General features: G+C 67.2%; 21 protein-coding genes. 11 read left to right on the forward strand and 10 right to left on the reverse strand.

All coding sequences use genetic code 11. The features are described 5' to 3' along the window. Nucleotides 1-34 precede the first annotated feature (34 nt). Entirely contained in the window at nucleotides 35-658 is a 624-nt protein-coding gene (locus tag OHA70_RS23300; protein WP_328321027.1) for an SRPBCC family protein, read from the reverse strand. 177 nt (nucleotides 659-835) lie between these two features. On the opposite strand from OHA70_RS23300, the gene OHA70_RS23305 reads away from it, so the two are divergent. From OHA70_RS23305 to OHA70_RS23320, 4 genes are all read left to right on the forward strand, one after another. Then, entirely contained in the window at nucleotides 836-1,303 is a 468-nt protein-coding gene (locus tag OHA70_RS23305) for a single-stranded DNA-binding protein (RefSeq protein WP_328321029.1), read from the forward strand. A gap of 302 nt (nucleotides 1,304-1,605) precedes the next feature. Then, the gene (locus tag OHA70_RS23310; RefSeq protein WP_328321031.1) at nucleotides 1,606-2,322 is read left to right on the forward strand and encodes a peptidase E; all 717 of its coding nucleotides are present in this window, start codon (nucleotides 1,606-1,608) and stop codon (nucleotides 2,320-2,322) included. Nucleotides 2,323-3,818: 1,496 nt separating this feature from the next. Next, nucleotides 3,819-5,501 carry an energy-dependent translational throttle protein EttA gene (ettA, locus tag OHA70_RS23315; RefSeq protein WP_328321033.1) on the forward strand — a complete coding sequence of 561 codons (1,683 nt, stop codon included), beginning with the start codon at nucleotides 3,819-3,821 and terminating at the stop codon, nucleotides 5,499-5,501. 125 nt (nucleotides 5,502-5,626) lie between these two features. Further along, nucleotides 5,627-6,388 carry an SDR family NAD(P)-dependent oxidoreductase gene (locus OHA70_RS23320; RefSeq protein ID WP_328321035.1) on the forward strand — a complete coding sequence of 254 codons (762 nt, stop codon included), beginning with the start codon at nucleotides 5,627-5,629 and terminating at the stop codon, nucleotides 6,386-6,388. A gap of 53 nt (nucleotides 6,389-6,441) precedes the next feature. Here the strand turns inward: OHA70_RS23320 and OHA70_RS23325 are convergent, their stop codons facing one another. After that, entirely contained in the window at nucleotides 6,442-6,891 is a 450-nt protein-coding gene (locus OHA70_RS23325) for a MarR family winged helix-turn-helix transcriptional regulator (protein ID WP_328321037.1), read from the reverse strand. A gap of 106 nt (nucleotides 6,892-6,997) precedes the next feature. On the opposite strand from OHA70_RS23325, the gene OHA70_RS23330 reads away from it, so the two are divergent. Beyond that, on the forward strand, nucleotides 6,998-8,359 hold the full coding sequence (locus OHA70_RS23330; protein WP_328321039.1) for an FAD-dependent oxidoreductase: 1,362 nt from the start codon (nucleotides 6,998-7,000) through the stop codon (nucleotides 8,357-8,359). Nucleotides 8,360-8,404: 45 nt separating this feature from the next. On the opposite strand, the gene OHA70_RS23335 is transcribed toward OHA70_RS23330, so the two are convergent. Next, nucleotides 8,405-9,058 (reverse strand): SGNH/GDSL hydrolase family protein, encoded by a 654-nt coding sequence (locus OHA70_RS23335; protein ID WP_328335190.1) that lies wholly within the window; start codon nucleotides 9,056-9,058, stop codon nucleotides 8,405-8,407. Next, complete coding sequence (locus OHA70_RS23340) at nucleotides 9,055-9,513, reverse strand: MarR family winged helix-turn-helix transcriptional regulator (protein ID WP_328335192.1); 459 nt, start codon at nucleotides 9,511-9,513, stop codon at nucleotides 9,055-9,057. The genes OHA70_RS23335 and OHA70_RS23340 overlap by 4 nt, the downstream gene beginning before the upstream one ends. Before the next feature lie 139 nt (nucleotides 9,514-9,652). Between OHA70_RS23340 and OHA70_RS23345 the strand changes: the two genes are divergently transcribed. Beyond that, nucleotides 9,653-10,210, forward strand: coding sequence for a YceI family protein (locus OHA70_RS23345; RefSeq protein WP_328321042.1), 558 nt, complete (start codon nucleotides 9,653-9,655; stop codon nucleotides 10,208-10,210). Between the two features lie 48 nt (nucleotides 10,211-10,258). Here OHA70_RS23345 and OHA70_RS23350 read toward each other — a convergent pair whose 3' ends face one another. Next, nucleotides 10,259-10,861, reverse strand: a complete 603-nt coding sequence (locus tag OHA70_RS23350) for a TetR/AcrR family transcriptional regulator (protein ID WP_328321044.1) — start codon at nucleotides 10,859-10,861, stop codon at nucleotides 10,259-10,261. 101 nt (nucleotides 10,862-10,962) lie between these two features. On the opposite strand from OHA70_RS23350, the gene OHA70_RS23355 reads away from it, so the two are divergent. The 3 genes from OHA70_RS23355 to OHA70_RS23365 are packed head-to-tail and all read left to right on the forward strand — an operon-like array spanning nucleotide 10,963 to nucleotide 14,100. Beyond that, nucleotides 10,963-12,108, forward strand: a complete 1,146-nt coding sequence (locus tag OHA70_RS23355) for an acyl-CoA dehydrogenase family protein (protein ID WP_328321046.1) — start codon at nucleotides 10,963-10,965, stop codon at nucleotides 12,106-12,108. A 16-nt stretch (nucleotides 12,109-12,124) separates the two neighbouring features. Beyond that, a complete protein-coding gene (locus tag OHA70_RS23360) occupies nucleotides 12,125-13,345 on the forward strand; it encodes an acetyl-CoA C-acetyltransferase (RefSeq protein ID WP_328321048.1) in 1,221 nt (406 codons plus the stop codon). Beyond that, entirely contained in the window at nucleotides 13,345-14,100 is a 756-nt protein-coding gene (locus OHA70_RS23365; protein ID WP_328321050.1) for an SDR family oxidoreductase, read from the forward strand. Before OHA70_RS23360 ends, OHA70_RS23365 begins: the two co-directional genes overlap by 1 nt. Before the next feature lie 6 nt (nucleotides 14,101-14,106). Here OHA70_RS23365 and OHA70_RS23370 read toward each other — a convergent pair whose 3' ends face one another. Beyond that, a complete protein-coding gene (locus OHA70_RS23370; RefSeq protein WP_328321052.1) occupies nucleotides 14,107-14,505 on the reverse strand; it encodes a (R)-mandelonitrile lyase in 399 nt (132 codons plus the stop codon). 3 nt (nucleotides 14,506-14,508) lie between these two features. Continuing rightward, the gene (locus OHA70_RS23375) at nucleotides 14,509-15,375 is read right to left on the reverse strand and encodes a helix-turn-helix domain-containing protein (RefSeq protein ID WP_328321054.1); all 867 of its coding nucleotides are present in this window, start codon (nucleotides 15,373-15,375) and stop codon (nucleotides 14,509-14,511) included. A 124-nt stretch (nucleotides 15,376-15,499) separates the two neighbouring features. On the opposite strand from OHA70_RS23375, the gene OHA70_RS23380 reads away from it, so the two are divergent. Beyond that, a complete protein-coding gene (locus OHA70_RS23380; protein ID WP_328321056.1) occupies nucleotides 15,500-16,537 on the forward strand; it encodes a zinc-binding dehydrogenase in 1,038 nt (345 codons plus the stop codon). A 30-nt stretch (nucleotides 16,538-16,567) separates the two neighbouring features. Here the strand turns inward: OHA70_RS23380 and OHA70_RS23385 are convergent, their stop codons facing one another. Then, nucleotides 16,568-17,017 carry a hypothetical protein gene (locus tag OHA70_RS23385; RefSeq protein ID WP_328321058.1) on the reverse strand — a complete coding sequence of 150 codons (450 nt, stop codon included), beginning with the start codon at nucleotides 17,015-17,017 and terminating at the stop codon, nucleotides 16,568-16,570. Nucleotides 17,018-17,116: 99 nt separating this feature from the next. After that, nucleotides 17,117-17,680: a TIGR03086 family metal-binding protein gene (locus OHA70_RS23390; protein ID WP_328321060.1), complete on the reverse strand. Its 564-nt coding sequence runs from the start codon at nucleotides 17,678-17,680 to the stop codon at nucleotides 17,117-17,119. Nucleotides 17,681-17,754: 74 nt separating this feature from the next. Here OHA70_RS23390 and OHA70_RS23395 point away from each other — a divergent pair, with 74 nt between their 5' ends. Then, a complete protein-coding gene (locus OHA70_RS23395; protein ID WP_328321062.1) occupies nucleotides 17,755-18,735 on the forward strand; it encodes a helix-turn-helix transcriptional regulator in 981 nt (326 codons plus the stop codon). Here OHA70_RS23395 and OHA70_RS23400 read toward each other — a convergent pair. Next, entirely contained in the window at nucleotides 18,726-19,259 is a 534-nt protein-coding gene (locus tag OHA70_RS23400) for a hypothetical protein (RefSeq protein ID WP_328321065.1), read from the reverse strand. The two genes, OHA70_RS23395 and OHA70_RS23400, sit on opposite strands and share 10 nt — an antisense overlap. Nucleotides 19,260-19,313 lie beyond the last annotated feature (54 nt).

Here is a 19,313-nt window from a genome sequence, read left to right on the forward strand (position 1 = left end):
GTCGATGCGGTTGGCCGGCGTCCCGTAGTACGGGTCAGAGGTAGTCGTCTGCCGAGGAGCCTGGGGCGAACTGGTTGGCCGAGGCCTCGACCGCGGCGCGCAGTTCTTCCTCGGAGACCAGGCTGGACTCGCGCAGTGCCTTGGTCCAGGCGTGGATGGACGCCGTGTTGAACGCGATGACCTCGGGGGAGTTGGCCATCTCCTGCGGATCGTGGTGCTCCTGGAGTTGGCCCTCGACGTATAGGGCGAGTCCAAGCAAGGCGCCGTCCCAGCCGGGGCCGACATGGAGCGCTCCGCTGGCGCCGCCGAAGTCGGCCGGTACGGAGTGGTCCATCTGGAGGTCGGTGGTCTCGCCGTTCTGGCTCAGGCTGATCTCGACCAGGCTGGCCGGGCCACCGAAGTTGACCTTGAAACGCTGTGGTGGTTCGCATTCGAGGATCTCGCCGCCCGCGTTGCCCTCCAGCTGGAAGCTGCCGCCGACCTTCAGCTCGCCGGTGATCGGCATCAGCCAGCGGCGGATCCGGTCGGGGTCGGTCAGCGCGTCCCAGACCTCCTCGACCTCTGCCCGATAGGAACGCCGGAGCACCACGCGGACCTCTTCGCCGGTCTGCTGCACCTGGCGCTGGATCGCGGCGATGTGCTCGAGGATGTCGATCACTGGTTTGCCCTCTCGATGGTGGTCCTGCGGGTTGCACCAGAGTGCCGGGGTTGGCTTATATAAGTCAAGCCTGAAATAGAGTTTTCCCCAGGCTGGAAAGTCGTTCCTGGAATCGGGGCGTTGGCGGGCACCTTCTCTGATGACAGCACAGATGCGACCCCGAGGAAGGCGGAGGACATGAGCATCAGCGAGACCTATGTGGCAGTGCAGGGGTGGATCGGCAGCGACATCCGGTACCGGGAGGTGTCCGAGGGAGTGCCGGTGGTGACGTTCCGGCTGGCCACCACACCGCGCCAGTTCGACCGAGCCTCCGGCGGCTGGATCGACCGCCCGACGAACTGGTTCACTGTGGAGTGCTGGCGAGCGCTGGCGACAAACGTCAAGCAGTCGATGGACCGCGGCCACCCGGTGGTGATCACCGGCCGCTTCCGCACCAACGAATGGCAGGACGAGGAAGGCGCCCCCAGATCCAAACTGGTCCTGGAAGCCTTCGGCGTCGGGCACGACCTCTCCCGAGGCACGTCCACCTTCACCAAAACCCCACCCCGGCCTCAACTCCAAGAACTCCCACCCCTCGACCAAGACGGCCCATCGCCCCTCGACGCGCCTCCGGCTGACGCAGCGCCCGAATCCCAAGCCGCCTGACCCCAGACGTCGCTCGGCTCGGGCTGCTCGATCCGTACCCGCTCGATCCATACCTGCTCGACCGTGGAGCGGTCGCGTGGCTGCTCGTGTGCCCGCGAGCAGGCATGCGGATGGGCTGGGGCAGGTCGGGCTGGGGGGTGCACCTGTCCCCAGACAAGATGTAGTGACGTAAGGAAGTAAGTGGGTGCCCGGCGGCCGGCGAGCCGGGCATGCAGTTCGGGCCGCCGGCGTCGCAGAGTTGGAGGTACTCCTGCTCTGCGAGGCGGTCGTTGTGTCCGGTTCAGAACCTGATGGGAGTCTTGATGGTCGATTCGCAGATTCTTGTGATGGGTGGTGGCGGTTTCTCCATGGAGCCGGACAACCCGTTGCTCGACGACTACCTGCTCTCGCTGGCGCCGGCGGGCCGCAAGCCACGGGTCTGTTTCGTACCGACGGCCAGCGGCGACTCCGACGGTTACAGCGAACGGTTCCGCGACGCCTTCGGTCCGGACCGGGCCGAAGCGACGGTGCTGTCCCTCTTCAACCGCACCGTCGCCGACCTCGACGCCTTCGTCCTGCAGCAAGACATCATCTACGTCGGCGGCGGCAACACCGCGAACCTCCTTGCGGTCTGGCGAGTGCACGGCCTCGACGTCGCGCTCACCAAGGCCTATCGGGAAGGCGTAGTCATGGCAGGCATCAGCGCCGGCATGAACTGCTGGTTCGAAGCCTCGGTCACCGACTCGTTCGGCACCAACGGCCTAGCCCCGCTACCCGACGGCCTCGGCCTGCTCCCCGGCAGCGCCTGCCCCCACTACGACGGCGAAGCCCTCAGACGCGGCACCTACCTCGACCTCATCCAGAACGGCTTCCCCACCGGCTACGCCGCCGAAGACGGCGCAGCCCTCCACTTCACCAACGGCGAACTCACCACAGTAGTTGCCTCACGCCCCCAAGCCACCGCCTACAAACTAACCCAAGGCCCCACAGCGCCAACCGAACAACCCCTACCCACCAGATACCTAGGCACCCCCGCATAACCAGACCACCCACACCCGCCAAGAACCCTCGGCGTCTGGAGACCCCACCCCAGAAGACGGCCTACTCGCGACGAACGACAAAGCACCCCGACAACAGCCCGGCGAAGGCCGCGCCGGTCGCCAGCCGCCCAAAACCGCCGCTCACCCTCCAGTGACCGAGGCTCCCGAAGCCCGCCCACCTGCATGCCCGACCGGCACCCACCCCAACCCCCTAGCGGCCAGCCGACCGCCGACCTACCCACATAAGGTCCACTGCTCCGGCTCCGGCTCCCGCACCCGCACCCGCACCCGCACCCACTGACCCCCAGCGGCTCCAACTACCCGCGGCCTCGGCGTACCTGGTTCGCTGGGCCTTGGGCCCGGGGTTCCTCAGCACTCCGTCGCTGAATGCTCGACGGATCCGAGCAGCCGCGAGGTCGCCGTACCGGAGCACCTCGAAGCACGAGGGTGTCGCAGTATCTCCAAGTCCGGAGCACCCGGCATCCCGGAGCACCCGACTATCCGCGAGCTCGGCCTACCGGCCTACCGGCCTACCGAGCCCAGCGTTCGCAGTACCGCCGGGCACGAATGCCGCCTACCGCTGTGCCGGAGTACTCCCCGGCATAGGCGACTAGCCGCCAGCTCGGCGTGCCGGAGTACCTACGGGCCCGGATGCCGCAGTACCTCCACGTCGGACTACTCGCTTTACCTTGCTTGCTTCGGCGCCGGTATGCCAACGCGCTCCAGGCCCGTCGTCGGAAGCGCCTCCGTGCCGGAGTACCTGGCATCCACACGGGAGTTCCCGCCATCCCGGAGTACCCGTTACGTCGGTGGATCGCAGTACCCACGCCGGCCTACCGACTCGGCGCGAGATCGGTATGCCGGAGTAGCCGACGACCCGCGAGTTCGACGTACCGGGGCTAGCGTTTGCAGTACCGCCGTGCGAAGTACCGAGTGGCCGTGGAGTTCTGCTCATCGCAGTACCTCCACGTCGGACTTGCCAGCTAGCTACGAAGGCGGCATGTCGGAGTACGAGAGGGCTGGCGTCTGCAGTACCTCCGTGGCCGAGTGCCTGGGATTCCCGCCGGACTCGAGTGCCCGTGAGCTGGGGTACCGGCGTACCGCGCCCGGCGGTCGCAGGAACTCCGTGGTGGAGTCGCCGATGTAGCTGGAGTGGCCGATGTGCCTGAGTGGGCGCGAGTCCGGCGTACGTCTGAGATCTGGTGTCGCAGTAGCTTCGTGTCCGCGTGTGCGGCATCGCCGAATAACCGCGAGGCTGGCGTATCTGAGTCTCCGAGCACTCGTGAGCCGTACGTAACCAGTTGATCGAGCCGGCGGTCCCAGTGTCTCCGTGGGACGTGGGTGGCTTGTGGGGTGGGCGCGGACTCGTAGTGGGTCTGTGTCGGGTGGCGGCGAGGTTGGTGGAGTTGGGTGGCGGGTGGGTTCTTGGAGGGGGAGTGGGGTGGGGGTGGTGCCGGATTGGGGTTGGGTGGGGGTGGGGACATAGGCTCTGGGGTATGGCGGAATTCATCTACACCCTTCGCAATGTCCGGAAGGCGCATGGGGACAAGGTCGTTCTCGACGACGTCACCCTGAACTTTCTGACCGGCGCGAAGATCGGCGTGGTCGGGCCGAACGGTACCGGCAAGTCGTCGTTGTTCAAGATCATGGCGGGGCTGGACCAGCCCAACAACGGTGAGGGGCGGCTGGCCGAGGGCGCGACGGTGGGGATCCTGTTGCAGGAGCCGCCGTTGACCGAGGGCAAGACCGTGCTGGAGAACGTCGAGGAGGGGGTCGGCGGCATCAAGAAGAAGCTGGACCGCTTCAACGAGATCTCCGCCGAACTGGCCGACCCGGACGCCGACTACGACACGCTGCTGGCCGAGATGGGTGACCTGCAGACCGAGCTCGACCACAGCAACGCGTGGGACGTCGATGCTCAACTGGAGCAGGCGATGGACGCGCTGCGTTGCCCGCCGCCGGACGTGCTCGTCGACAACCTGTCCGGTGGTGAGCGCCGCCGGGTCGCGCTGTGCAAGCTGCTGTTGCAGCAGCCCGACCTGCTGCTGCTCGACGAGCCCACCAACCACCTGGACGCCGAGTCGGTGCTCTGGCTGGAGCAGCACCTGCAGAAGTACCCGGGCGCCGTCCTGGCGATCACCCACGACCGGTACTTCCTGGACAACGTGGCCGAGTGGATCCTGGAGCTGGACCGCGGCAAGACCTACGGGTACGAGGGCAACTACTCGAAGTACCTGGAGACCAAGCAGCAGCGGCTGGTGGTCGAGGGCCAGAAGGACGCGAAGCGGGCGAAGATCCTGGAGCGCGAGCTCGAGTGGGTCCGGTCCAACGCGAAGGCCCGGCAGACGAAGAGCAAGTCCCGGCTGGCCCGGTACGAAGAGCTTGCGGCCGAGGCCGAGCGCTCCAAGCCCCGCGACATCGACGAGATCAACATCCCGGCGGGTCCGCGACTGGGCAGCACGGTGCTGGAGGCCGACAAGCTGACCAAGGGGTTCGGCGATCGGGTTCTGATCAACGGGCTGAGCTTCTCGCTGCCGCGGGCCGGCATCGTCGGCGTCGTCGGTCCGAACGGTGTCGGCAAGTCGACGCTGTTCCGGATGATCGTCGGCGAGGAGACGCCGGACAACGGCAGCCTCAAGCTCGGCGAGACGGTCCGGATCTCGTACGTCGACCAGTCGCGCGGCGGCCTGGACCCGAAGAAGACGGTCTGGCAGCAGGTCTCCGACGAGCTCGACTACATCAAGGTCGCGAACTTCGAGATGCCGAGCCGCGCGTACGTCGCGTCGTTCGGCTTCAAGGGCCCGGACCAGCAGAAGCCGACCGGCGTACTGTCCGGTGGTGAGCGGAACCGGCTGAACCTGGCCCTGACGCTGAAGATGGGCGGCAACCTGCTGCTGCTCGACGAGCCCACCAACGACCTGGACGTCGAGACCCTGCAGTCGCTCGAGGACGCGCTGCTCGAGTTCCCGGGCTGTGCAGTGGTGATCTCCCACGACCGGTGGTTCCTGGACCGCGTCGCCACCCACATCCTCGCGTGGGAAGGCACCGACGACGACCCGTCGAAGTGGTTCTGGTTCGAGGGCAACTTCGCGGCCTACGAGGCCAACAAGATCGAGCGCCTCGGCGCCGAAGCGGCCCGCCCGCACCGCGTCACGTACCGCAAGCTCACCCGCGACTGACATCGCCTCAGAAGCCCCCTCACCGCTCGGTGAGGGGGCTTCTGCGTTGGCCGACGCGCGGCCGGGCAACGGGCGGTCGCGTTGGCCGGCAGCTGGTTGACCTTGTTCGGAGGTTGGATGCTGGTATGAACGCACCCACACCTCGGACTGCTGTCGTCACTGGTGCCGCGAGTGGCATCGGTGAAGGGATTGCCTTGCATCTGGCCGGGCTCGGGCACCGGGTTGCCGTCGTCGATCGGGACGGTGAGGGAGCCACTCGGGTCGCCGCGGACATCGAGGCGGTTGGCGGGCGAGCGCTGGCAATCACGGCGGATGTCAGTGACGAGCATCAGGTGGAGCTGGCTGTGGCAACGGCGGCCACCGAGCTAGGGGAGATCGGCATCCTGGTGAACAACGCTGGGTTCGTCCGCAACGTGATGCTGGCCGACATGGCCACCGCGGATTGGGACGACGTCGTCGGCACTCACCAGCGAGGCGCCTTCCTGTTTACCCGGGCGGTTGTGGCAGGGATGAAGCGGCAGGGGTGGGGGCGGATCGTCAACATCTCGAGCATCTCTGCGCTCGGGGGGCTGAAGCGTGCCAGCTACGTGTCGGCGAAGGCGGGGATCGAAGGGTTCACGAAGGCCGTTGCGCACGAGTTGGCTGCTGACGGGATCACCGCGAACGCGATCGGGCCGGGCGTGGTCGTCACCGGGATGACGGCAGCCGGCGCGAAGGAGGCCGGCCGGACGCTGGACGAGCACGTCGCAGTGCTCGGACAGGGAGTCGCTGTGGGCCGGGTCGGTACGCCGTACGACATCGCGCGGGCCGTTGCGTTCTTCACCGACGATGAGGCCGACTTCATCACCGGGCAGGTCCTGTACGTGTCCGGCACCCCACACGGCTGACCTTCAGGCGCCGGCCGCGACCCCGACGGCTGCGCCAGGCGAGGCGCTGATCCTCAGGCGTCGTTCAGGGGCTGGGCGTTCGCGATGGCGTCGGCGAGGAAGGTGGAGATCACCCGGAGCTCGTCGTCCGAGCGGGCGGCCAGGACGGACTGCATGCGGCGGCCCTGTTCGGCGTACAGGGGGGCGAGCTTTTCCTGGATTGCCTCGAAGGAGGGGGTGACCAGGACTTTGCGGCGGTCGTGGGGGTCGGGCTGGCGGGTGATCAAGCCGATGGACTCCAAGCGGTCGATGACGCCGGTGACGGTGCCTGAGGTGAGGCCGGTGTGTTCCGAGAGTTGCCGCGGGGTCAGCGGGCCGTAGGACTGCAGCAGGGTCATGAACTGGGAGTCGCTGCCGCCCAGGCCGACCTTGGCGGAGACGGTGTGGTTGAACAGGATCACGTCCGCGATGAAGCGGATCATCCGCTCCTGCAGCTCGGCGGCCAGCTCTTCCCGGGTACTCATCACAGACCTCCACGACGACTGGGCTTGCATTTCTCTCGGATCTCCAAGATACTCGGATTACCGAGATACTTGTAGATCCGAGACAATCGTAGTGGAGGAGTGACCGATGAAGGTGTTGGTGATCGGCGGCGGGACCGGCGGGCTGGCGCTCGCCCATGGGCTGAAGCGGGCGGGCATCGAGGTGCGCGTGTTCGAGCGCGACGTACTCCGGACCGACGGCCTGCACGGCTACCGGGTCGGGATCGACCCCGACGGCAGCCGGGCGCTCAGCGTGCTGCTGCCCCAGGAGCTCTTCGACACCTTCGTCGCCACGAAGGCCCGCGACCCGAAGTACTTCAACATGGTCACCGAGGACCTCAACGAGGTGCTCTCGATGGAGCTGCCGCCGGTGACCGATCCGATCGAGAGCGAGAAGTCGATCAGCCGGATGACGTTGCGGCAGGTGCTGCTGACCGGGCTGGAGGACGTGGTTGAGTTCGGCAAGGAGTTCGTCCGGTTCGAGCAGCAGGGCGACGTCGTCACGGCGTACTTCGCCGACGGCTCGTCGGAGACCGGTGATCTGCTGGTGGCCGCGGACGGTTCGGGCTCCCGGGTACGCCGGCAGTACCTGCCGCAGGCGAAGACCGAGCCGACCGGGATCATCGCGCTGGCCGGCAAGCTGCCGATCACCGAGGAAAGCGCGAAACTCGTCTCGCCCAAGGTGTTCGAGGGCATCACGATGGTGCAGGCGCCGCGTGGATTCGGCTGCATCCTGCACGTGATGGAGTTCCAGTGGGATCGCGACGGCAAGGTCAAGGAGGGGATCGGGGGCAACACCGAGGACCTGATCCGCCGGTGGCCGGGACTGCAGTTCGACAACACCCGCGACTACATCAACTGGGGTCTGTGGGCGTCGGCCGACAAGCTGCCGGCGAACGTCATGGACCTGCGTGGCCAGGAGCTGATCGACGTCGCGGTGAAGGTGACGCCCGGCTGGAGCCCGAAGCTGCGGCGGCTGTTCGAGCTGACCGATCCGGGCACCTGCTTCCCGGTGAACATCTGGACCTCGGTGCCGCTCGACCCGTGGCCGACCACCAATGTGACGCTGCTGGGTGACGCGATTCACACGATGACGCCGGGACGCGGGGTCGGGGCCAATACGGCACTGCGCGACGCGCTGCAGCTGTGCAAGAAGCTGATCGAGGTCCGCGATGGTCGCGCCGAGTTGATCCCGGCGATCAGCGAGTACGAGAAGGCGATGATCGAGTACGGCTTCGACGCGGTGCTGAAGTCACGGGCCCAGATGACGTCGGCCGACCCGATGCACAAGCCGGTCATCGGCCGGGTGATGCTGGCGGGCATGCGTACTGCGATGCGCGCCGTCAACCACCTGCCCCCGGTGAAGCGCCGGATGCGCGAGTCGATGCTCGCCTACCGTGGCGCCGACCGCGACGAGGCCGCCTTCGAGATCACCCCAGCCGCGAGCTGACCAGGCCCCAGATCACGTCAGCTGCGAGCTGACCGCGGCTCGCGATCAGCTCAGGCGCGAATTGACCGCGGACAGCCACGCGTCGGCGAGGACCCGCTGGCCGGCGTAGGTCGGATGGATGCCGTCCCAGATCCAGTGCTCGGCCGGCGCCCGCAGTACGGCGGCGTCGAAAGCGGCCTGGTTGGGCACGAAGATCGCGTCGAAGGCGTCCGCCAGATCTCGCACGATCGCGGCGCGCAGGGCAACGGCGGCGGCCCATTCCTCGTGAAGGTCCGGGCTCGTCGGTAGGTAGAACGGCTCGCCCAGCACCAGAAGCGCGTCCGGCAGCGCAGTACGGGTGCGATCGATCAGCATCCTGTACTCCGCTCCGAAGGCGGAAGCCTCCTGCGGCTTCCTCTTGATCGCCTCGTCCGCGTCGTTGGCCCCGACGAGGATGCTCAGCACGTCCGGCCGCAGGTCGAGCGCATCAACCTGCCATCGGGCGGCAAGGGCCGCAACCGTGTCGCCGCTGACCCCGCGGTTCACGAATTGCCAGTCCCGATCCGGCTCGTCAGCAGCTGCCGACGACGCGATCAGGAACGGGTAGGAGTGGCCGAGGATGTGGTTCGGGTCCTCGGTGTCGCCGCGGCCCCCGTGGGTGATCGAGTCGCCTTGGAAGACGACCAGAGCACCCGTCGGGAAGCCCGGGGTGGTTCTCAGCGCTGCCCGACGTGTTCGGAGACGGCGTCGAAGATCCGGCCGAGGGCCGCGAAGTCCTCGGGGGAGACCAGGTCGACGAGGTTCTCCCGGACGCCCTCCACATGGAACGGCGCGGCGTGCTCCAGGAGGGAGAAGCCGGCGTCGGTGAGCTCGGCCCAGACGCCCCGCTTGTCGCTCTTGCAGGAGGTGCGGCGGACCAGCTCGGCTGCCTCGAGGCGGCCGACCGTGTGGGTCAGGCGGGACCGGCTCTGGTGCAGCCGGTCGGCCAGCTCGGCCATCCGGAGGCGGCGCTCGGGCGCCTCGGAGAGACGTACCAGGATCTCGTAGTCGTTGATGCCAAGGCCGAACTGTCGGAGATCGTCGTCGAGTTTGGCCATCAGGCGTGCAGTGCCCAGCAGGTAGGCACGCCACGCCACCTGCTGCTCGGAGTCAAGCCACCGGGTCCCAGTCGTCATCGTCACCCGATCAGTGTACCGGGAATGTAATTGACTTTTAAACAGTTCCTATCTACTGTCGACGCCGTTGGTTGAAGTTTTAACGAACCTCACGGCAGCGTCGCCCCCGAACCTGTCTTTCCGTATGAAAGGGACCCCCATGACCACCACCGCCACGACCACGATTCCCGGCCTCGTTTCCGGAACCTACGCCCTCGACGTCGCGCACTCGGAGATCGGCTTCACCGTCCGTCACCTGATGACCAAGGTTCGCGGCACCTTCCAGGAGTTCAGCGGCGAGATCATCGTCAAGGACTCGCTCGAGGAGTCGACCGCCAACGTCGCGGTCGAGCTGGCCTCCGTGCACACCCGGAGCGAGCAGCGCGACGGGCACCTGCGCTCGGGCGACTTCTTCGACGCCGAGAACAGCCCGAAGATGACGTTCGTCAGCACCGGCATCAAGCCCGAGGGTGACGACTACATCCTGGCCGGCGAGCTGACCATCAAGGACGTCACCAAGCCGATCGAGTTCGCCGTCGAGTTCCTCGGCGTGGAGCAGAACGCGTACGGCCAGACCATCATCGGCTTCGAGGGCTCGACCTCGATCAGCCGCAAGGACTGGGGCATCGACTTCAACGTCCCGCTGGAGGGCGGCAAGCTCCTCATCGGCGACAAGGTCGACATCCACCTCGACGTCCAGGCTGCCCTGCAGGCCTGACCTGTACTACGGAACGCCCCGCACCTCCCCTGAGGCTGCGGGGCGTTGCTATGCCTGGACCATGCGGAGGGCGAGGTCGGCGTACGTCGCGCCGAGGGCCTCGGGGGAAGCGCGGCGGGTGGGGTCGTACCAGCGGGCCACGTCGATCGACAACGACAGGACGGCCAGTGTGGTGCCGGGGAGATCTGGGACTGCGAAGGTGCCGTCGGTGACGCCGTCGGAGAGGACTGTCTCGATCAGGGACGAGATGGAGCGGCGGATGGCGGCTACCTCGGTGAAGTGTTCGGGGGAGAGGGCTGCCAGTTCGTACTGGACCACGCGGGCGATCGTGTGGTGCTCGGCGTGCCAGGCGGTGAAGGCGGCGACCATGGCGCGCAAGCGGTCCGCAGGAGTGTCGGCGGTGTTGGCAGCGGTCAGGATCTCCAGCGCGGCGCGGTGACCGTACAGGCTGATCTCGAAGAGCAGGCGTTCCTTCGACGGGTAGTGCACGTAGAGCGCCGCGGGGGACATGCCGGCCCGGGACGCGATGTCGCGCGTTGTCGTGGCCTGGAAGCCGCGCTCGGCGAAGGCGTCGATGGCGCCGGTGAGCAGCCGGCGGGCGGCTGCGGGCTGGACGTGCTCCCAGACGAGGGGGCTGGTGACTGCGGACACGTTGACACCATGCCCTAAGTTCGCGAAGCTAAGCAAGCGCTTAGCCACCAGCTGGCGACGCCAAGCAAGCGTGACCAGGCACACATCTCGGGAGGACAGCGATGGAACGGATCATCTTCAACGAGGACCACCACGCCTTCCGGGCCAGCGCCAAGGAGTACTGCGACCGCTCGCTGGTGCCGCGGATGGAGCAGTTCCTCGAGGAGAAGACGATCGAGCGGGCCGCCTGGCTCGAGGCCGGCAAGCAGGGCTTCCTCGGCCTCGACGTACCGGAGGAGTACGGCGGTTCGAGCGTCGGCGACTACCGGTTCAACCAGGTGTTCGCCGAGGAGGTGTCGAAGGTCTCGGCCTCGCTGTCGAGTTGTTTCGGCATCCACTACGACTGCGCCGCGCCGTACTTCGTCGACCTCGGGACCGAGGAGCAGAAGCAGCGCTGGCTGCCGAAGTTCTGCTCCGGCGAGGCGATCGCCGCGATCGGGATGACCGAGCCGTCCGGCGGCTCCGACCTGGCCGCGCTGAAGACGACCGCGAAGAAGGCCGACGGCGGCTGGGTGCTGAACGGGTCGAAGACCTTCATCACCAACGGCGACATGGCCGACCTCGTCATCGTCGCCGCCCGGACCACGCCGGAGAAGGGCGCGAAGGGCATCACGCTGTTCGTGGTCGAGGAGGGCATGGAGGGGTTCGCCCGCGGCCGCAAGCTCGACAAGGTCGGGCAGACCGAGTCCGGTACGTCCGAGCTGTTCTTCGAGGACCTCTTCGTCCCGGATGAGAACGTACTCGGCCAGCTCGACCGCGGTTTCATCCACATGATGGAGCGGCTGGCCCAGGAGCGGATCGGCGCCGCGGTGTCGAACATCGCGCACGCCACCCAGATCCTGGACGAGACGATCGAGTACGTGAAGCAGCGCAAGGCGTTCGGCCAGCCGGTCGGCTCCTTCCAGTACAACAAGTTCCTGATCGCCGAGCTCGTCACCAAGGCCGAGGTGACCCAGGCCTACGTCGACAACGCGGTGGTCGCGCACGACGAGTACCGGCTCTCCGCTGTGGACGCCGCCAAGGCGAAGTGGTGGAGTGCACAGGTACAGAACGAGATCCTCGACGCCTGCGTCCAGCTGCACGGCGGCTACGGCTACATGAACGAGTACCGGGTCGCCCGCGCCTGGCGGGATGCGCGCGTCACCAAGATCTGGGCCGGCTCGAACGAGATCATGAAGGAACTCATCGGCCGCGATCTGGGCCTGTAGAAAGGGACTCCGGAAAATGCCTGAAGCAGTCATCGTCTCCACTGCCCGGTCGCCGATCGGCCGGGCCAACAAGGGGTCGCTGACCTCGATCCGGCCGGACGACCTGGCCGTCCAGATGATCAAGGCGGCCGTCGACAAGGCCGGCCTGACCGGGGACCAGATCGAGGACCTGATGCTCGGGTGCGCCGAGCCGCACGACGAGCACGGCGGCAACATGGCCCGCCGGGTCGCCGTCCAGCTGGGCTGGGACAACACGCCCGCGACGACGATCAACCGGTTCTGCGCGTCGTCGACGCAGACCGCGCGGATGGCCTTCCACGCGATCAAGTCCGGCGAGGGCGACATCTTCGTCAGCGCCGGGGTCGAGTGCGTTTCGCGGTACAAGAACTTCGGCTCGGCGGGTGTTGGTGTCCCGAGCTCGTTCAACGAGGTCTTCGCGGATGCGGTCCAGCGCACGGTGAAGTACGCGGAGACCAACGAGACCTGGCACGACCCGCGTGAGGAAGGCCTGATCCCGGACGTCTACATCTCGATGGGGCAGACCGCGGAGAACGTGGCGACGCTGAAGGGCATCAGCCGGGAAGACCAGGACGCGTTCGGCGTGCGGTCGCAGAACCTGGCCGAGAAGGCGATCAACAACGGCTTCTTCGAGCGCGAGATCGTTCCGGTCACGCTGCCGGACGGCACGGTCGTGAGCAACGACGACGGTCCTCGGGCCGGTACGACGCTGGAGAAGGTCAGCCAGCTGAAGCCGGTGTTCCGTCCGGACGGTACGGTCACCGCCGGCAACTGCTGCCCGTTGAACGACGGCGCGGCGGCCGTGGTGATCATGAGCGACACCAAGGCCCGCGAACTCGGCCTGACCCCGCTGGCCCGGATCGTCTCCACCGGTGTGAGCGGCCTGTCGCCGGAGATCATGGGCCTCGGTCCGGTCGACGCGACCAAGCAGGCGCTGGCCCGGGCCGGGATGAGCATCGGCGACATCGACCTGGTCGAGATCAACGAGGCGTTCGCCGTCCAGGTGATCGGCTCGGCGCGTGAGCTCGGCATCGACGAGGACCGGCTGAACGTGCACGGCGGCGCGATCGCGCTCGGCCACCCGTTCGGCTCGACCGGCGCGCGGATCATGACCACGCTGGTCAACGGGCTGCAGTTCGAGGACAAGCAGTTCGGCCTGGAGACGATGTGCGTCGGCGGCGGACAGGGCATGGCTGTGATCCTGGAGCGCCTGAGCTGATGAGCCTCAAGGGCAAGACGGCGATCGTCACCGGTGCCTCCCGCGGCATCGGGCTGGCGATCGCCAAGCGGCTGGTGGCCGATGGCGCTCATGTGGTCATCACCGGCCGCAAGCAGGACGCGCTGAACGAGGCGGTCGCCGACCTGGGTGGCCGCGACTACGCCTTGGCCGTGGCAGGCAACGCTGCCGACGGTGAGCACCGGGCGAGCGTGGTGGCCGCTGCGGTCGCGACGTACGGGTCGGTGGATCTGCTGGTCAACAACACCGGCATCAACCCGATCTACGGCTCGCTGCTCGACGTGGACAGCGCGGTGGCGGCCAAGATGGTCGACACGAACGTGCTGGCGACCATTGCGTGGGTCAAGGCTTGCAGTGATGCGTGGATGCGCGCCCACGGGGGCTCGGTGGTCAACCTGTCCTCGGTGGCCGGCCTCTCGCCCTCGCCGGGCATCGGCTGGTACGGCGCCACGAAGGCGATGCTGTCGCGGGTGACGGCTGAGCTCGCGGTGGAGCTGGCACCGTTGATTCGGGTCAACGCCGTCGCTCCGGCGGTGATCAAGACCAGGTTCGCCGGCGCCCTCTACGAAGGCCGCGAGGACAAGGTCGCAGCGGCGTACCCGATGAAGCGCCTGGGCACGCCGGAGGACGTCGCGTCCCTGGTCTGGTTCCTGCTCTCCGACGAAGCCTCCTGGATCACCGGCCAAACCATCACCATCGACGGCGGCCTCACCCTCAACGGCGGCATCACCGGCTGACCTGTACTACGAGACGCCGTACTCCGCGTCCGTGACGTGCTCGCCCCACTCCGACTCGGGGACGTCCGGCTCACCGGCTTCCCAGATCGCCGTGTGGACCATGAAGTTGTCCGGCGAACCACCGTGCCAGTGCCACTCGCCCGGCGGCGTGTAGATCACGTCGCCCGGGCGGATCGTGGTGACCTCGCCACCACGCGCCTGGATCAGCCCGACCCCGTCGGTGACGTGCAGCGTCTGGCCCTGCGCGTGCTTGTGCCAGGCAGTGCGAGCACCAGGGGCGAAGCGGACCGTGTTGACCCGCACCCGGGACGGCTCCTCACCGCGGATGATCACGTCGAACCAGACGTCGCCGGTGAACATCTCGGCAGGTCCCTTGGTGCTCGGCGTCTTGGGTAGCAGTTGCACTGATTACTCCTTGCTGAGGGCAACGGGTTCGGTGGCGGCCCAGCTGGCGAGCAGCTTGAGCGCGTCCGCGGTCGGCGTACCGGGGGCCGCGGTGTAGACGAGCAGAGTCAGGCCGGGGGAGGACGGGAACTCCATCGCCTCGAAGTCGAGGTCGAGGGCGCCGACCACCGGGTGGTGCAGTTGCTTCTTGCCGGTGCGGTGGAAGCGGACGTTGTGGGCGGCCCAGCGGGTCCGGAAGATCTCACTGCGGGTGGAGAGTTCGCCGATCAGCTCGGTCAGCGCCTTGTCGTGGGGATTGCGGCCAGCGGCTGAGCGCAGGATGGCTGCGATGTCGTCAGCAGTGCGATCCCAATGGGGGAAGAAGTCCTTGGACGCCGGGTCGAGGTAGACGAAGCGTGCGGTGTTGGCCGGTCGCCGGGAGTCGGCCAGCATCGGTGCGTACAGGGCCAGTGCCAGCTTGTTGGCGGCGAGCAGGTCGTGCCGGTCGTTGCGGATCCAGGCAGGTGCGTCGGTGATCGCGTCCAGGATCTGCTGGATGGCAGGCTTCACACCCTGCGCCGTACTACGCCTGCGCCGGGCGGGCGTCGCCTCGCTCTCGCGGGCTAGGGCGAACAGGTGGGCTTGCTCGGCCTCGTCGAGTTGCAGGGCTCGGGCTACCGCCTCCAGCACGCTCTCGGAGGCTCCGCTGAGGTTTCCGCGCTCCAGCCGGATGTAGTAGTCCACGGACACTCCCGCGAGCAGGGCGACCTCTTCCCGGCGCAGTCCCTTCACCCGGCGGTTGCCGCCGTACGCCGGGAGCCCGGCGCGCTCTGGGGTGATCCGCGCACGCCGGGAGCTGAGGAACTCCCGGATCTCGGCTCTGTGGTCCATGCCCTCCACGCTACTTCGCCGCTCTGTTGTGAAGGAGGTACTGGCGTTACCTGGAACGACAGTCACTCCCCGCGGGGTCGCTGAGCGCCTTCACTGGAGTCATCAACCCCCTTGAGAGGAAGCAATGCGAGCCACTTACCTGTACGGCGCCGGCGACGTCCGCGTGATCGACGTACCGGACCCGAGCATCCAGCAACCCACCGACGCCGTCCTGCGCGTCGTCCGCTCCTGCGTCTGCGGGAGCGATCTCCACCCGTACCACGGCGCCCCGGTCCCAGCTGGTGGTAAGCCGATGGGCCACGAGTTCATCGGAGTCGTCGAGGACATCGGCAGCGAGGTCTCGACCGTCAAGCCAGGTGATCTCGTCATCACGCCGTTCGCCTGGTCGGACGGGACCTGCGACTTCTGCCGTGAGGGACTCCAGACGTCCTGCCGGCATGGCGGCTTCTGGGGTAGCAATGGCATCGGCGGTTTGCAGGCCGAGGCGGTCCGTGTACCACTGGCGGACGGGACTCTGGTGAAGGTACCGGTCGATGAGGACTCTGAGCTGTTGCCGTCTCTGCTCACTCTGTCCGATGTGTACGGCACCGGCTACCACGCGGCTTTGAAGGGCCGCGTCAATGAGCGGACGTCGGTGACTGTGGTTGGCGACGGCGCAGTTGGCCTGATGGCCGTCTTGTCGGCTCGCCAGCTGGGAGCCGAGCGGATCATCCTGATGGGCCGGCACAAGGAGCGTACGGATCTCGGGGTCGAGTTCGGTGCGACTGAGGTTGTCGCCGAGCGGGGTGATGAGGGGATCGCGACAGTGCGCGAGTTGACCGGTGGCGACGGCACTCACGTGGTGATCGACGCGGTCGGGTTCCGGGAGGCGTACGACCAGGCGCTTGGGGTGGTGCGCGCCGGTGGGGTGATCAGCCGGGTCGGCGTTCCGCAGTACGCCGAGGCGCCGGTGGGGTTCGGCGACTTCTTCGTCCCCAACATCACCCTCACCGGCGGTGCTGCGCCGGCCCGTGCGTACATCGAGCGGCTGCTCCCGGACGTACTCGCCGGCAAGGTTGCCCCCGGCAAGGTCTTCGACCAGACGGTCACCCTGGAAGACATCCCGGCCGGCTACCGCGCGATGGACGAGCGGACCGCCCTGAAGGTCATCGTCCGCCCGTGATCACCCGGCCGACCTACCGGCCGGGACCGGTCACGAGGGGAAGACCCGCAGTGAATTGAGGTCCTTCTTGGCGAGGGTCAGCAGGTCATAGGACCGCAGGATCACCCGGACCGAGGAGGCGCCGCCGGCAACGTTGGCCGGCACGGCGACAGCCTCGGTCCCGTCAGCGTCACAAGTTTTCACCGATGAGCTGTAGGCGGAATCGTTCATCTGGTGGCCGCGTGAGTTGAGCGCCACAACTGAGATGAAGCGGCAGTCGGTCTTGCTTACTGACCTGATCGAGAAACGGGCCACTACGCTGCGGCCATAGAAGGTCACGGTGCCCACCGCATAGGTGTTTCCGTACCTCACCTCGAACGGACCCGTCGGATACGCGGTGACGGCCGCTGGCTGGAAACTGGCGCGGTCAGACAGGCCAGTCCGGCCACAAGAGCCACCCCGGCGGCAACAGACCTTCTGATCATCTTCGAGACCCTTCATCGTCGTACCCGGAACTTCAGCCGTCACAGCCTGCAGCAGCGGGCGGCACGACAGAAGCCTTTTGCAGGTACTTGCAACGAGGGGGCTTCGTGGTGCGGCTCAGGGCTGGCGGCCCTGCCAGGCTGCTAGGCGGTCGTACGGGGAGGCGTCTGCGGGGACTTCGACCACCGGGCCGAAGGGGATGTGGCCGCCTCGCGGCTCAGCAGGTAGGAACTGCTGGGAGAGCGGTAGGCAGTAGGTGGCGATGGCGTCGTCGAGGAGGTCGGTGCGGCCGGTCGCCTTCGCCAGGTCCCAGGCGTGGGTGGCCAATTCGCTTGTGTAGGAGGCGATTGCGGCGGCGCCGGGGATGGTGCCCCAGGGGACTGTGCAGGTCATGGTGAGGACGGCTGGGTTGGAAAGTGTTTCGTCGACGGCGGCTCGGCGTTCCTTCCATTCCGCGGCGAAGTCTTTGATGCCGGGCGTCACGGTCGGGATCGACAGCGGGTTGTTGCCGGTCAGGGCGAGGTCGATCCGGGCGATGACGGTCATCAGGTGGCCGAGCAGGGTCTCTACGTCGTACTCCGGGCAGGGGGTCGGCAAGGCCAGGTCGTCGGCGCCGATGGTGTCGATCATCGCCTGGGTCTGGTCCAGGGCGCGGGCGAGCATCGGGCGTGGGTCCGTCACGGTTCCTCCAGTGATTGAGTGCTGGTTCCACTCTCGGTGCTGATCTATGACATCTGCTGTCTTATATTCGGAGCATGAGAGCCGACCGGTTGCTGCAGATCATCCTGTTGCTGCAACGGCATCCGCGGTTGAGCGCGCGTGAGCTGGCCGAGCGGCTAGAGGTGTCGACGCGGACGGTGATGCGCGACATGGAGGCGTTGTCGGCGGCCGGCGTACCGGTCTATACGGAGCGCGGGCGCAACGGTGGATGTGTGCTGCTGCCCGGTTATCGCGCCGATGTGAGCAGTCTGACGCCGCGGGAGGCGCAGGCGTTGTTTGCCTGGAGTGGCAGGGCATCGCTGTCGGCCGAGCTCGGGCTGCATGACGCACTGCAGTCCGCGATGGGCAAGCTGTCCTCTGCGCTGCCACTGCAGTTGCAGGACGATGCGGATGCGCTGTCCGATGCCATAGTCGTCGACCGGCGCCGGTGGTTCGCTGACGCCGAGGACACCGGTGCACTGCCGGTACTACGCCAAGCCGTGGTCACCCGCCGCCGAGTAGCCATCCGCTACGCCTCTGCGAGCGAGGGCCGGGCAGTACGCCGTACCGTCGACCCCTGGGGCCTGGTCGAGCAGGCCGGCCGCTGGTACTTGGTGGCAGCTCATCGCGGCGTCTCCCGGATGTACCGGGTGTCACGCGTCGAGCAGGTCGACGTACTGGACGAAGCAGCCGTGAGGCCGGAAAACCTTGACCTGCAAGAGGAATGGGACCGCCTGCGGTCAGGGCTGGAGCGAACCCTCCCGGCTCGCGGTGTCTACGTACTGCTCCGGGTGCGACCGGATCGGGCGGAGCAGGTCAGGCGCATCTCCGCGTCCATGCTGGCGAGGGGCGAGCACGCGCACGACGTACCGGCCGAGGGTGACGAGTGGGTGCGAATGTCGATGCGCTTCCGCATTCGGGAGGCCGCGTGCGGGATCCTGCTCGGCTTCGGCGATGTGGTGGAGGTGCTCGAACCCCTTGACCTCCGCGACGAACTCCTGCGGCTCGCGCACGCAGTGGTCGAGGTCTACAGCTGAGCGCGGGTGCCGGAGAAGCGTTGTCGGACGAAGATGCGACCGTCGGCGTCCTCGTCCTCATTGCGCCATTGGAAGCTCGTCTCGGTGATGTCCGTGAAGATCCACCGCGTTTTGGCCGCATCCGAGTCCCGAGCCTCGAGCGTGATGCTCCCCGGCCCGGCATGCCCGATGAAGGTCTTCACCAGCGCAGCCCTCGGCCCCATCCACGTGGATCGGAAGGCGTCCAGCTCAGGATCGTAGATGCGGATGCTGAGCCCCCACTCGCCGTCGTCCGGCGAGGTCCGAACAGCCCGGCTCGGCGTGATCCAGACGTCGGCCACTGCGCTCCCATCGAGCGCCCACGCGAAATGCCACTCACCCTTCGTCTCCCGGGTCAGCTGTCCCTCGTCGTCGTACCAGGTGACGTCCAGGTCCCAGCTGCCGATCAACGGCGCATACGGCTGGAACGCCTGCTCGAACTCGGGCCGCGGCGCATCAGAGACGAACAATCCTGCCAGCAGCAAAGCCGGTGACACTCCTGTCATCCCGGCAGGCTACAACAGCTACTCAACCGTGGAAAGGACGAACGTGCGGAGCCG

The organism is Kribbella sp. NBC_00382 (assembly GCF_036067295.1).
GTDB lineage: Bacteria > Actinomycetota > Actinomycetes > Propionibacteriales > Kribbellaceae > Kribbella.